Annotated in this window: 12 protein-coding genes; 5 read left to right on the top strand and 7 right to left on the bottom strand. The window is 72.7% G+C overall.

Features of this window, described 5'->3' with window-relative positions; all coding sequences use genetic code 11:
* Positions 1-9: 9 nt before the first annotated feature.
* Both KBY32_RS20935 and KBY32_RS20930 read right to left on the bottom strand, forming a co-directional pair.
* Complete coding sequence (locus KBY32_RS20935) at positions 10-501, bottom strand: GNAT family N-acetyltransferase (RefSeq protein WP_199835488.1); 492 nt, start codon at positions 499-501, stop codon at positions 10-12.
* A 76-nt stretch (positions 502-577) separates the two neighbouring features.
* Positions 578-1,177: a flavin reductase family protein gene (locus tag KBY32_RS20930; RefSeq protein WP_079033910.1), complete on the bottom strand. Its 600-nt coding sequence runs from the start codon at positions 1,175-1,177 to the stop codon at positions 578-580.
* 326 nt (positions 1,178-1,503) lie between these two features.
* Between KBY32_RS20930 and cdgB the strand changes: the two genes are divergently transcribed.
* A complete protein-coding gene (gene cdgB / locus KBY32_RS20925; RefSeq protein WP_210981161.1) occupies positions 1,504-3,159 on the top strand; it encodes a diguanylate cyclase CdgB in 1,656 nt (551 codons plus the stop codon).
* A 117-nt stretch (positions 3,160-3,276) separates the two neighbouring features.
* Positions 3,277-4,215 carry a CBM35 domain-containing protein gene (locus KBY32_RS20920; protein WP_210981160.1) on the top strand — a complete coding sequence of 313 codons (939 nt, stop codon included), beginning with the start codon at positions 3,277-3,279 and terminating at the stop codon, positions 4,213-4,215.
* Between the two features lie 7 nt (positions 4,216-4,222).
* On the opposite strand, the gene KBY32_RS20915 is transcribed toward KBY32_RS20920, so the two are convergent.
* The 3 genes from KBY32_RS20915 to KBY32_RS20905 form a co-directional block, all read right to left on the bottom strand.
* Positions 4,223-5,152, bottom strand: coding sequence for a 1-phosphofructokinase family hexose kinase (locus KBY32_RS20915; protein WP_210981159.1), 930 nt, complete (start codon positions 5,150-5,152; stop codon positions 4,223-4,225).
* Between the two features lie 143 nt (positions 5,153-5,295).
* Positions 5,296-6,498, bottom strand: coding sequence for an N-acetylglucosamine-6-phosphate deacetylase (gene nagA, locus KBY32_RS20910; protein WP_210981158.1), 1,203 nt, complete (start codon positions 6,496-6,498; stop codon positions 5,296-5,298).
* A complete protein-coding gene (locus KBY32_RS20905; protein WP_210981157.1) occupies positions 6,498-7,442 on the bottom strand; it encodes an ROK family protein in 945 nt (314 codons plus the stop codon). The genes nagA and KBY32_RS20905 overlap by 1 nt, the downstream gene beginning before the upstream one ends.
* A 105-nt stretch (positions 7,443-7,547) precedes the next feature.
* Here KBY32_RS20905 and KBY32_RS20900 point away from each other — a divergent pair, with 105 nt between their 5' ends.
* Genes KBY32_RS20900 through otsB form a run of 3 tightly spaced genes read left to right on the top strand, consistent with a single transcriptional unit; the run spans position 7,548 to position 10,081 of the window.
* A complete protein-coding gene (locus tag KBY32_RS20900) occupies positions 7,548-8,843 on the top strand; it encodes an extracellular solute-binding protein (RefSeq protein ID WP_210981156.1) in 1,296 nt (431 codons plus the stop codon).
* Positions 8,844-8,879: 36 nt separating this feature from the next.
* Entirely contained in the window at positions 8,880-9,131 is a 252-nt protein-coding gene (locus KBY32_RS20895) for a DUF3263 domain-containing protein (protein WP_055625118.1), read from the top strand.
* 35 nt (positions 9,132-9,166) lie between these two features.
* Entirely contained in the window at positions 9,167-10,081 is a 915-nt protein-coding gene (otsB, locus tag KBY32_RS20890; RefSeq protein WP_210981155.1) for a trehalose-phosphatase, read from the top strand.
* A 4-nt stretch (positions 10,082-10,085) separates the two neighbouring features.
* On the opposite strand, the gene KBY32_RS20885 is transcribed toward otsB, so the two are convergent.
* Both KBY32_RS20885 and KBY32_RS20880 read right to left on the bottom strand, forming a co-directional pair.
* Positions 10,086-11,507: a trehalose-6-phosphate synthase gene (locus tag KBY32_RS20885; protein WP_210981154.1), complete on the bottom strand. Its 1,422-nt coding sequence runs from the start codon at positions 11,505-11,507 to the stop codon at positions 10,086-10,088.
* 94 nt (positions 11,508-11,601) lie between these two features.
* On the bottom strand, positions 11,602-12,546 hold the full coding sequence (locus tag KBY32_RS20880; RefSeq protein WP_210981153.1) for a glucosyl-3-phosphoglycerate synthase: 945 nt from the start codon (positions 12,544-12,546) through the stop codon (positions 11,602-11,604).
* Positions 12,547-12,655: the final 109 nt, after the last annotated feature.

Below are 12,655 nucleotides of genomic sequence, written 5' to 3'. Positions count from 1 at the left end.
GGACAGCCCTTAGAGACTCGCCGTCGTCAGGTCCAGCACGCCCACCGTCTGGTCGCCGGACGTCTCCCCGGTCGTACGGAAGCCCAGGCCGAGATAGAAGCCCTCGGGGCCGTCCGGGCCCGGGTGCCAGGTGACGTACAGCTCTCGGCCGCCGCGGCGGCGGATCTCGTCGGCCACGCTCGCGACCGCGAACCGGCCGTAGCCCCGGCCCTGCTCGCGCGCGTCGATGTTCAGCCGCCACAGCCCCGAGCGGCGCACGCTGCCGCCGTCGCCGTACCAGTCGATGTCGAGGAAGGCCATCAGGAAGCCGACCGGGCGCTCGCCGTCCATGATCAGCCGCGGCCAGGCCACCCCCTCGGGGTGGACGTACGCCTCGGCGAGGGACTCCACGACGGGGGTCACCGCGTGTTCCTGGTCGGGGCGGACCCGTATGCCCGTGGCGGACTCGAGATTTCCAGGTGTGATCTTTTCGAGTCGCGGCGAGGAAGTGATCGACGTCATCCCGGGAGGGTAAGCCGCGCGATCTTCCACAGGCGCGGGAATTTCCTCCGCGACGGCCGCTCATCGCGCGCGGAGATCACCTCAACTGCCGGTAACGGCCCCGGAAATACGTCAGCGGGCCGCCGTCCGGGCTCGGCAGCGAGGCCGTCAGGACGCGGCCGATCACCAGCGTGTGGTCGCCGGCCGTCACCCGCTGCTCGGTGCGGCACTCCAGCGTGGCGAGCGCGCCGCCCACCAGCGGGGCGCCCGTCTCGGCGCCGCGCGTGTACGGGATGTCGGCGAAGAGCAGCCGGTCGCTCACCCGGCCCTTCATGGCGAAGCGGCCCGCGATGTGCCGCTGGCTCTCGGAGAGGACGGACACCGCCCACAGCGGCTGCTCGTCGAGCAGGTCGTCCATGCGCGAGCCCTCCCGCAGGCTGACCAGCACCAACGGCGGGTCCAGGGACACGGACAGAAAGGCGGTGGCCGTCATCCCGACGTCCTCGCCGGCCGGCGCGTGCGGGTCGTCGGGGTCCAGGGGCGGCTCCAGGGCGGTCACCAGCACCACACCCGCGGCCAGCCGCGACATGGCGGCGCGGAACTCGTCGTTGCTCACTCCCTCAGCATGCCCGTGGGGGCCGCGCGAGGCGGGGAGGACGGCGGTGACGGGCGGCGCGGGAGTGGTGAAGTTCGGCACGGGGAAACGCTAATGTCGGCCGGCGGCGGGCACATCGGGCCTGCGGACGAGAACGGACCTAGGACTCGCGACGTACGGGCTTCCGGGGCGTTTCGCGGCACCTCCACACAGCCGCCAAGTTTGCGTTCTGTGAACGCACAGGAAAAACGCGGAAACGCCGCTCAATTGTTCATGTTCTTCTGTGACTTGAGTCACAAGGGCCATTAATTGTTGACCCTGTGTACCGAGTGGGCAGCGCGCTGTGATTCAGTGGCGGTGAACCCAGCAAGGACGATATGCCGAAGAGCACCCTTGAAGCGCTGCGAGGTCTCGGGGGGAGGGCGAGCATGGAGACCGAGTCGGAACCGTACGTCCGTCTTGCGACCCTGCGGCAACTGCACCAGGTCATGGCTGACATGAACACGGCTCGCAGTCTGGCCGACACCCTCCAGACCGTCGCCGACGGCGTCGTCAACGGCCTCGGCTACGAACTCGCCTGCGTCAACCTGGTGCGCCCCGACGGCGATCTCGTGGTCGCCGCCTTCGCCGGCAACCCGGCTGCCGAGGCCCTGATCACCGGCCGCGTCGGCTCCCGCGAGTCCTGGGACCGCCGGCTGAACATGGGCGAGCACTGGGGCGACCTGGTCTTCATCCCGCACACCGAGGGCTGGGTCCTCGACGACGACGACGTCCCGCAGTGGTACACCGAGGGCCCCGCGCCCCGCTTCGAGGACGAGTGGCACCCCGCCGACCGCCTCTTCGCCCCCATGTACACGCCCGGCGTGCACGGCGGCGCGTGCGGCGAGCTGATCGGCGTGCTCTCGGTCGACCGCCCGCGCAACGGCCGGCTGCCCGGCGCCTGGGGCCGCGAGGCGCTCCAGATGTACGCCTTCCAGGCCGCCATCGCCATCAGCAACGCACGTCTACGCGCGAATATGCAGCGGGCCCTGGTCCGTCTGGAGCGTGACCAGCAGGCGCTGCGGGCCAGCGAGGAGAGCTTCCGGCAGGCCTTCGAGTACGCGCCCTCCGGCATGGCGATCGCCGAGATGGGCGGCGACCAGCACGGCCGCATACTGCGCACCAACGACGCCCTGTGCCGGCTGCTCGGCCGCCCGGCCTCCGCGATGCGCCGCTACTCCTTCTCCGACCTGGTCCACCCCGAGGACATCGGCACCCTGCTGCGCACCTCCGCCGAGGGCGGCCGGGCCGAGCTGCGGCTCGCGCGCCGGGACGGCACCTATGTCTGGGTCTCCCTGCGCAACAGCGTGGTCGCGGACGCCGCCGACGGCCCGCGCTTCCTGCTCACCCATGTCGAGGACATCGAGGAGCGCAAGCGCCGCGAGCTCCAGCTCGCCCACCGCGCCTCCCACGACTCGCTCACCGGCCTGCCGAACTCGGCGGAGCTGCGCTCACGCCTGTCCGCCCGGCTGTGCAAGCGCCAGGCGCACGGGGGCGCGCTGGAATCCACGGACGCCGCCTACGGCCACCCCGCCGTCTTCGACGCCAACGGGCACGGCTTCGACTTCCCCGGCTCGGCGGCGCTGGACGCCTACGACCACCATGTGCACAGCGTCGCGCCCGAGGAGTCCGAGCGCGACGACGGCACCAAGGGCCTCGCGGTGCTCTTCTGCGACCTTGACGGCTTCAAGTCGATCAACGACCGGTTCGGGCACAACGCGGGTGACGCGGTCCTCATCGAGGTGGCCCGGCGGCTGACCCGGGGCGTCCGCGACGGCGACACGGTCGCCCGGCTCGGCGGCGACGAGTTCGTGATCCTCGCGGACGGGCTCGGCCGGGCCGACGCCCAGGATCTCGCCGTCCGGCTGCGCAACGAGATCATCCAGCCCATCCGGGCCGAGGGCCGGGCCGTGCGCGTGGGCGCCAGCTTCGGCATCGGATGGGCACACTGCGGAATGACCGCGGACGAAGTGTTGAAGTCCGCCGACGAGCGGATGTACGTAGAGAAACGATCTCGTCCCAAACAGCACAGACGGGCGGGATGAAGTCCAGGTCAGCGAGCTGGTGCGGTGTGAGTCACCCGTTTGGGCGCACAGGAGCGGGTAGGCTCGCCACTCTGACCCCCTGCATCGCAGCCCGCACCTGGTGAGGAGTACCAAGGGATGACGTCCGGCAACAACGGCGCCACTACGCCCGAGGACGACGACCCGTTCGGCTACCTCTACGCCGACGGGCAGGCCAACGGCGCCCAGCCCCCGTCCGGTGGCTACGGCTACCCGAACGCCGTCAACCGGGTGCGGACCGTCGGCCAGCGCCAGTACGGCCAGCAGCCGGCCGGTCCCGGCCAGATACCGCAGCAGCAGGGCGCCTACGGCCAGCCCAACGCGCACTACGCGGCCCCGGAGACCCTGCCCGGCGGGGCGCAGACGACCCAGATGTCCCACAGCGCCGGAACCGGTGGCGGCGGGCGCGGTCGCGGGCCCAACACCAAGGGCCTGCTGATCGGCGCCATCGCGGTCGTCGCGGCGGTCGTCATCGGCATCAGCGTGGCCATGCTGGGCGGCGACGACGAGGACGACCCCTCGGGCGACGGCGCGCAGGCGGGCCCGACGCAGTCCCAGAGCGCGGAGTCCAAGCCGTCGAAGACCACCGGCCCCGGCGACGAGGTCGAGCTGCCGAAGAGCGACGCCAAGACGCTGGCCCTCGGCGGCACCGCGGCCACCGCGTCCGACGTCAAGGGCGCCCAGGCGGACGGCGGCGTGTACGTGACCGGCTTCAACCAGGTCGGCTCGTCGGTCACCTGGACGGTGAACGGCATTCCGAAGGGCGGCAAGTACACCGTCTATGTCGGCTACAGCGTCCCGGGCAAGGACCAGAACGCGACGCTCACGGTCAACGGCACGCCCTCCACCGCTCCGGTCAACCTCAAGAACTACGCGCACGCCGCCGAGGGCGACTACGAGAAGGGCTGGACGAAGACCTACAACTACGTCCAGCTCAACAAGGGCACGAACACGATCAAGGTGTCGTGCGAGGAGGGCAACCAGTGCGACGCCCTGCTCGACCAGATGTGGCTGGTCAAGGGCTGGGTCAAATCGTAAGTACGGCTTACGCGGCGGTGGCCTCGCCGGTCACCGCCACCCGGCCCAGCAGGTCCTCGTAGGTGCCGCGGTCGAACTCTCCGGCCGCCGGTGCCGCCACGCTCGCCGCGCCCAGCGCCGTCGCCCGGGCCAGCCGGTCCGGCCAGGCCAGATTTTCGACCAGCCCCGACAGCAGCCCCGCGACCACCGCGTCACCGGCGCCCGTCGGGTTGCCGCGCAGCCGGGCGGGCGGGGCCGCGCGCCAGCGCCCCTCCGGGGTCACCGCGAGCAGTCCGCCCTCGCCGAGGGAGGCCACCACCGCTCGGGCGCCCCGGCGCCGCGCGTCCTGCGTCGCCCGGGACGGCTCGTGCGACCCGGTCAGCTCGGCCAGTTCCCCGGCGTTCGGCTTCAGCACGTCCGGGCGGGCGGCGACCCCCCGGCGCAGCGCCTCCCCGCTGGTGTCGAGGAGGACCGGCACCCCGGCCGCCCGCGCGGAGCGGACCAGTCCGGCGTAGGCCCCGACCGGCACCCCCGGCGGCAGGCTGCCGCACAGGGCCACCGCGGACGCGCCGGCGAGGAGGGTGTCGTACGCCTCCTGGAAGGCGGACCACTCGGCGGGCGAGACGGTCGGGCCGGGCTCGTTCAGCTGGGTCGTGTCACCGGTGCGGTCGTCGACGACGGCGACGGTGCGCCGGGTCGGGCCGGTCACCGGGACCAGGGCGTCGACCACCCCGGCGGTGGCGGTCAGCCGCTCCCGCACCTCCCGGCCCGTCGTACCGCCCGCGAAGCCGGTGACCGTCACCTCGTGTCCGAGGGCCGCCAGGACGCGGGCCACGTTCAGGCCCTTCCCGCCGGCGCGTTCGGTGACCTCGGAGACCCGGTGGGAGGTGTGGGGGTGCAGCGCCCCGACCCGGTACGTGATGTCGAGAGCGGTGTTCAGCGTGACCGTCAGGATCACCTGGGCCGACCTCCCCCGAAAGAAGTTCTCGATGTGTGTGCCGTTCACCCGCGGACGTCCGGTGCGGGCGTCACGATCATGCCAAAAGGGCGGCGGCCGTCACAGTCTCCCAGGACAACCACCGCCCTCAACAGGCGGACACATCACCCCAGTTGGGGATCGATCACCCATTCGCCCCGGCGCATCACGCCCTTGAGGTCGAAGTCGGCGTCCAGGACGACCAGGTCGGCGTCCTTGCCGGGCTCCAGCGAGCCGACGCGGTCGTAGCGGCCGAGCAGCTTCGCGGGGTTGGCCGACAGGGCCGCCACCACGTCCCCGACCGGCAGCCGGTCGACGGTCACCGCGCGCTTGAAGGCGCGGTCCAGGGTGAGGGTGGAGCCCGCGATCGAGCCGCCCTCCACCAGGCGGGCCACGCCGTCGGCGACCTCCACCTCCAGCGGGCCGAGCATGTAGCGGCCGTCGCCGAAGCCGGCGGCGTCCATCGCGTCCGTGATGAACGCGACCCGGTCGGCGCCCGCGTGACGGAACGCCAGCTCCAGCGAGGCCGGGTGCAGATGGGTGCCGTCGTTGATCAGCTCGACCGTCACCCGCTCGTCCTCCAGGAGGGCCACGATCGGGCCGGGGTCACGGTGGCCGAGCGGGGGCATCGCGTTGAACAGATGGGTGGCGACGGTCGCGCCGGCGTCGATCGCCTCCACGGTCTGCTCGTAGCTGGCGTCCGTGTGCCCGATCGCGGCGATCACCCCGTGTTCGGCGAGCAGCCGTACGGAGTCGATGCCGCCCGGCAGCTCGGTGGCGAGGGTGACCATCGCCGCGTGGCCGCGGGCCGCGTCGACCAGCTTGCGGACGTCCGCCGGGTCCGGGTCACGCAGCAGCTCCTCGGAGTGCGCGCCCTTGCGGCACGGCGAGATGAACGGCCCCTCGAAGTGGATGCCCGCGATGTCGCCCTGCTCGGCGAGCTCGGCGAGCAGGCCCGCCCGGTGGGTGAGGAAGTCCATGTCGCCGGTGACGGTGGAGGCGACGAGGGTGGTGGTGCCGTGCAGCCGGTGGGTGCGGATGCCCTGGAGCACGTCCTCGGGCGTGCCCGAGGTGAAGGAGGCCCCGCCGCCGCCGTGATTGTGGATGTCCACGAAGCCGGGGACGATCCAGTGGCCGGTGAGGTCGGCACGGCGGGCGTTCTCCGGTGCCGTGCCGGCGATCCGGGCGCCGTCGACGATCACCTGGCCCTCTTCGAGCGTCCCCGTCGGCAGGACCACGTGGGCGCCGGACAGGACGAGGGGCCCCCTGTCCGCCGCGGGCCGGGGGTGCGTTGTGGCGCTGTCCCGCGCCCCTGAGGGGATTGCCATCAGGCCGATTCCTCCGTGCGGTCGGTGGATGTGAGGAGATCCCAGGCCAGAAGACCGGCACCGAGGCAGCCGGCCGTGTCCCCGAGTGCCGCGGGGACGATCTCCGGCAGCTTCTGGAAGGTGACCCGCCGCCGGACCGCGTCCCGCAGGGGTGTGAACAAGGTTTCCCCCGCCTCGGCCAGACCGCCACCGATGATCAGGGTGCGCGGGTCCAGCAGGGTGAGGGCGGTGACCAGACCGTCGGCGAGCGCGTCCACGGCCGTCCGCCATACGCGGACGGCGTTCGGGTCGCCGGACAGGACGGCCTTGGCGCAGTCCGCCGCGTCGGCCTCCGGGTCGCCGCAGGCGGCGGCCCACGCCTCGCTGACGGCGGCCGCCGAGGCGTACCGCTCCAGACAGCCCCGCTGTCCGCAGGGGCAGGGGACGCCGCCGGGCCGGACGACGACATGGCCGATCTCGCCGGCGAAGCCGTGCGCGCCCGCCTCCACCCGGCCGTCGATGCCGATGGCGCCGGCGATCCCGGTGCCGAGGGGCACGAACAGGAAGCGGTCGGCGCCGCGGCCGGCTCCGACGCGGCCCTCGGCGAGGCCGCCGGTGCGCACGTCGTGGCCGAGGGCGACGGGGACCCCGCCGAGCCGTGCGGCGAGCAGATCGCGCAGCGGGACGTCCCGCCAGCCCAGGTTGGCGGCGTAGACGGCGAGGCCGCGCTCGGGGTCGACGATCCCGGGGACCGCGACACCGGCGGCGGCCGCGGGCTCGCCGAAGTGCCGCTCGCCGTGGGCGCGCAGCTCGGCGGCGAAGTCGAGGATGCCCTCGACGACGGCCTCCGGTCCGCGCGCGCGGCCGGTGGGCCGGCGGGCCTGGTGGAGCAGCTCGCCGTCCGCCCCGGCCAGGGCGGCCTTCATCCCGGTGCCGCCCACGTCCAGGGCGATGACATGTCTCACGGGGGACAGTGTGGCTTGCCGACCCGCGAGAGGTCTAGTCCACTTACGTGGTGTAGACCTGTGGGGGCACATATGTATGACGATTCGAAATTTTCGAACAGAGGCATGGGGCGGATTCGCGTGCAACGGCGTGGTCGGAGGCGTACAGGGACGGTCGTCGCGGTGGTGGCCGCACTGGGCATGACGGCGGTGCTGGGCGGCTGCGGAGTGACTGGTGACACGGACGACGTCACGCTCAGGCTGGTGGCGGCCGACTACGGCGACAGCAAGGCCACCAGCTCGCGGAAGTACTGGGACAAGCTCACCGAGGCGTACGAGGCGGAGCATCCCGGCGTGACCGTCGACGTCGAGGTGTACTCCTGGAACGAGGTCGACGCCAAGGTCAAGGAGATGGTCGCCGCGGGCGAGGCACCCGACCTCGCACAGATCGGCGCCTACGCCGACTATGCCGCGAAGGACCTGCTCTACCCGGCCGACGACCTGCTCTCCATCCCGGTGCAGGCCGACCTCGTCCCGCAGCTCGCCGAGGCGGGCCAGGTGGACGGCGTCCAGTACGGCCTCCCCTTCGCGTCCTCGACGCGGCTGCTCTTCTACAACAAGACCCTCTTCCAGCAGGCCGGCCTGTCCGCCCCGCGGACCTGGAAGGAGCTGGCGTCCGCCGCCGCCGCACTCAAGGCGCAGGGCGTGAAGTACCCGTACGCGCTGCCGCTCGGGTCCGAGGAGGCGCAGGCCGAGACGATGCAGTGGCTGCTCAGCGGCGGGGGCGGCTACACCGACCCCCAGCTCGGCACCTACAGCATCGACTCCCCGGAGAACGTCGGCACCTTCACCTGGCTGCGGGACAACCTGGTCGGCAAGGGCCTCACCGGCCCGGTCCCGCCCGGCGAGCTGAACCGCGCCGACGCCTTCACCGCCTTCACCGAGGGCGACGTCGGCATGCTCAACGGGCACCCCTCGCTGATGCAGACGGCCGAGAAGAAGGGCGTGGAGTTCGGCATGGTGCCCATGCCCGGCCTCGACGGGCCCACCAAGTTCTCCATGGGCGTGGCCGACTGGATGATGGCGTTCAAGCAGAACGACCACGCCGAGCAGATCGGCACGTTCCTGAACTTCGTCTACGACGAGAAGAACGTCCTGGACTTCTCCCGGCGCTACGACCTGCTCCCCGTCACCACCTCCGCGTCCCATGTGATGTCCGGCGCGAAGGAGGACGCCGACCTCAAGCCGTTCCTGGAGCAGCTGCCGTCCTCCGAGCTCTACCCGGTCGGCCGGACCTCCTGGGCCACGGTCAGCGCGGACGTCAAGAAGAGCATCGGCGCGACGGTCACCTCCGGCGGCAGCCCGGCGACCGTCCTGGCTCGGCTCCAGACCACGGCGAACCGGCTGGACGCCGCCGAGTAGGAGCCGCTGTCGGTGGCGGGGGTTACGGTGCCAGGCATGGACCAGCAGCAGGAACGGCCCGAGCCGGCCCTCGCCGACCGCGAACGGGCGGTGCTCGCCCTGGAGCGCCGGGGCTTTCCCGGCCCCGGCGCCAAGGAGCGCGCCATACGCGAGGAGCTGGGCCTGGCGCCGGTGCGCTACTACCAGCTGCTCAACGCCCTGCTGGACGACCCGAGGGCCCTGGCCCACGACCCGGTGACGGTGAACCGGCTGCGCCGGGTGCGCGAGGCGCGGCGATCCGAACGCTGAGGGCTACTCGGCGCGCCGCTGGATAGTGTCCAGGTATGGCCCGTCACAACGATCCGAACGACCCGACCCCGTCCGCCCCCGCGTCCGGCGCGGCCCTGCCGGAGCCCGCCACCCGTCCCGGCCGGGACGGGCTGGCCGCGCTGCTCGCCCGGCCCGCCCGCGCCCTGGTCGCCCTGGACTTCGACGGGACCCTCGCGCCGATCGTGCCCGACCCGGAGAAGGCGCGCGCCCACCCGGAGGCGGTGCCCGCGCTCGCCGAGCTCGCGCCCGAGGTCGCCGCCGTCGCCGTGATCACCGGCCGGCCCGCCGAGGTGGCCGTGCACCACGGAGGCTTCGCCGGGGTCCCGGGCCTGGAGCACCTGGTGGTGCTCGGGCACTACGGCGCCGAGCGCTGGGACGCCGCGAGCGGTGAGCTGTCCGCACCCGACCCGCACCGCGGGGTCGCCGCCGCCCGCGCCGCGCTGCCCGCCCTGCTGGCGGAGCACGAGGACGGCACCTGGATCGAGGACAAGGGGCACGCGGTCGCCGTGCACACGCGCCGCGCCGCCGACCCGCAGGGCACCTTCGACGCCCTGCGCGGCCCGCTCACCGACCTGGCCGAGCGCAACGGCCTCATCGTCGAACCGGGCCGGATGGTCCTCGAACTGCGCCCGCCCGGCATGGACAAGGGCAAGGCCCTGAGCGACCTCGCCCACGCCCTCGGCGCCGAGGCGGTCCTGTACGCCGGCGACGACCTCGGCGACCTGCCCGCCTACGCCGCCGTCGACGACCTGCGCGCCAAGGGCGTCCCCGGCCTCCTGGTCTGCAGCGGCAGCGAGGAGGTCACGGAACTCTCCGAGCGGGCGGACGTGGTGGTCCCGGGTCCCGAGGGCGTGGTCGCGCTCCTGCGCACCCTCGCGGACCGCATCAAGACGGGCCGCGCGAAGACGGACCGCACGGCCACGGCCTGACCGGTCAGGCCCCGTCGGCCCCGTCCCCCGTCAGCGCGTTCAGCTGGTCCAGGAACCACTGGGCGGGGGGCAGGGCCGTCGCCGCGGCCGCCAGGCGCTTGGAGCGTTCCGCCCGTTCCGCCGGGGGCACCGACAGCGCCTCGTGCAGCGCCTCCGCCGTGGCGATCACGTCGTACGGGTTGACCGGGAGGGCGTCCTCGCCGAGTTCCTCGAAGGCGCCGGCCTCGCGGGACAGGACCAGGACGCACCCCTCGTCGGAGACGAGCGGCACCTCCTTGGCGACCAGGTTCATACCGTCCCGGATGGGGTTGACCAGGGCCACGTCCGCCAGCCGGTAGGCGGCCAGGGAGCGGGCGAAGTCGTCCTTGACGTGCAGGACGACCGGCGTCCAGCCGGGCGTCCCGTAGGCGTCGTTGATCTCCCGGGCGACCCGCTGCACCTCGGCCGTGTACTCGCGGTAGACGGCGAGATCCTGCCGGGAGGGGTAGGCGAAGGCGACGTGCACCACCCGTTCGCGCCACTCGGGGTGGTCGTCGAGGAGCTGCCGGTACGCCAGCAGGCCGCGCACGATGTTCTTGGACAGCTCGGTGCGGTCGACGCGCACGACGGTGCGGCGGGGCGAGCCGTCCGGGGCGGTGCCGATCTCCTCGCGCAGCGCCGTCATCCGCTCGGACACGTCGGACTCGTGCGAGCGGGCCCGCAGGAAGTCCGCGTCCGCGCCCAGCCCGTGCACCCCGATCCGGGTGCCGCCGAGCCCGCCGGCGAACCGCTCGCAGCACGCCTCGAAGGCGTCCGCCCAGCGCCGGGTGAGGAAGCCGAGCCGGTCCGCGCCGAGCATCCCGCCGAGGACCTGCCGGGCGATGTCGTCGGGCAGCATCGCGAAGTACTCCGGCGGCGCCCACGGCGTGTGCGAGAAGTGCCCGATCCGCAGGTCCGGGCGCAGCTCGCGCAGCATCCCCGGCACCAGCGTCAGGTGGTAGTCCTGCACCAGCACGGCCGCCCCGGGGGCCGCCCGCTCGGCCAGCGCCTCGGCGAAGGCGCGGTTGTACGTCTCGTACGAGGCCCACTGGCGCCGGAACTCCGCGTCGAAGACCGGCTCCAGCGGGGTCTGGTAGAGCATGTGGTGCACGAACCACAGGACCGAGTTCGCGATGCCGTTGTAGGCGTCCGCGTGCACGTCCGCCGGGATGTCCAGCATCAGCACGCCGTCCTCGCCGGCCCCGCGGCGCACCGCCTCCCGGTCGCCGTCGGACAGCGCCGAGCACACCCACAGGGCGCCCGCGTCCGGCCCGATCGCCGACAGTCCGGAGACCATTCCGCCGCCGCCCCTCTTGCTGTGCAGCGAACCGTCGTCGCGCACCTCGTAGGAGACCGGGCCGCGGTTCGAGGCGACCAGTACCTTGGCAGCAGTCTGCGGGGAAGCCATACGCCTCAACCTAGCCCGGCCCGGAAACGCTCAAACGTGCGGTTCGGCTCAGTGGGGGCTCACGTACGCGCTGTATACGGCCGGTGCCCGGCGTTCACGCGACCCTGCGCGTCGCGTACTCCGCGATCTCCACCATCGGCGGCCGCTCCTCGGTGTCCACCGAGTACGTCCGTGGCTCGAAACCGTCGGCGCCGCGCTCGAACTGGGTCAGCGCCGGACGCACCAGATGCCCGCGCGCCAGCCGCAGCTGGGCGGTGCGGTAGATCGCCGCGGACATCCGGCCCAGCGCCTGCCCGTCCTGGTGCCGGTGCTTGCGCACCCCCACGTCCACCTGCGCGAGGGCGTCCAGGCCCACCAGATGCAGGGCGTCCACCAGCATGCCCAGCTCGACGCCGTACCCGACCGGGAAGGGCAGCTGCTCCAGGAGGCTGCGCCGGGCCGCGTACTCGCCGCCGAGGGGCTGTACGAATCCGGCCAGCTGCGGCCAGTGCATGTTCAGCAGGGGGCGGGCCATCAGCTCGGTGACCCGGCCGCCCTGCCCGGACGCGCCGCCGAGCGGGCGGTCGTACATCGCCTTGACCAGGTCGATTCCGGGGTCGGTGAGCAGCGGCCCGACGATGCCGAGGACGAAGTCCGAGGAGAACTCGCGCAGGTCGGCATCGACGAAGCAGACGATGTCCCCGCCCGTGACCAGCAGCGACCGCCACAGCACCTCGCCCTTGCCGGGCACGGCCGGGACGCGGGGCAGGATGTCGTCGCGGTGCACGACCCGCGCGCCGGCCGCCGCGGCGACCTCGGCGGTGCGGTCGGTGGACCCGGAGTCGACGACGACGATCTCGTCGACCAGCGGCACCTGGTGCACCAGGTCGTGGGCGATGATCGCGACGATGTCGCCGACCGTCTCCTCCTCGTTGAGCGCGGGCAGGACGACCGACACCGACTGGCCGCTGCGCTGTTTGGCGGCCAGGACATGGTGCAGCGGGCGGTCGGCCAGGGACCAGGAGCGGCTGATCAGCCAGCGCTCGACTTCTTCCAGCACGGTCGGCGGCTCCTCACTGTCGAAACTGTCGAACGACGTCGGTGATCCATCTCGCGGTTCGGACGGCTCTCTCAACTGTCCTGGCCTTCGGTTACAGTCTTGAACAACG

This window comes from Streptomyces sp. RK62 (assembly GCF_018070255.1).
Lineage (GTDB): Bacteria > Actinomycetota > Actinomycetes > Streptomycetales > Streptomycetaceae > Streptomyces > Streptomyces nigra.
This window is presented reverse-complemented; position numbering and strand designations above follow the sequence as displayed.

What these genes read in the sequence shown, in the direction of transcription:
- KBY32_RS20935 (WP_199835488.1), bottom strand. Translation starts at nt 501, where the DNA reads ATGACGTCGATCACTTCCTCGCCGCGACTCGAAAAGATCACACCTGGA.
- cdgB (WP_210981161.1), top strand. Translation starts at nt 1,504, where the DNA reads ATGGAGACCGAGTCGGAACCGTACGTCCGTCTTGCGACCCTGCGGCAA.
- KBY32_RS20920 (WP_210981160.1), top strand. Translation starts at nt 3,277, where the DNA reads ATGACGTCCGGCAACAACGGCGCCACTACGCCCGAGGACGACGACCCG.
- nagA (WP_210981158.1), bottom strand. Translation starts at nt 6,498, where the DNA reads ATGGCAATCCCCTCAGGGGCGCGGGACAGCGCCACAACGCACCCCCGG.
- KBY32_RS20900 (WP_210981156.1), top strand. Translation starts at nt 7,548, where the DNA reads ATGGGGCGGATTCGCGTGCAACGGCGTGGTCGGAGGCGTACAGGGACG.
- KBY32_RS20895 (WP_055625118.1), top strand. Translation starts at nt 8,880, where the DNA reads ATGGACCAGCAGCAGGAACGGCCCGAGCCGGCCCTCGCCGACCGCGAA.
- otsB (WP_210981155.1), top strand. Translation starts at nt 9,167, where the DNA reads ATGGCCCGTCACAACGATCCGAACGACCCGACCCCGTCCGCCCCCGCG.
- KBY32_RS20885 (WP_210981154.1), bottom strand. Translation starts at nt 11,507, where the DNA reads ATGGCTTCCCCGCAGACTGCTGCCAAGGTACTGGTCGCCTCGAACCGC.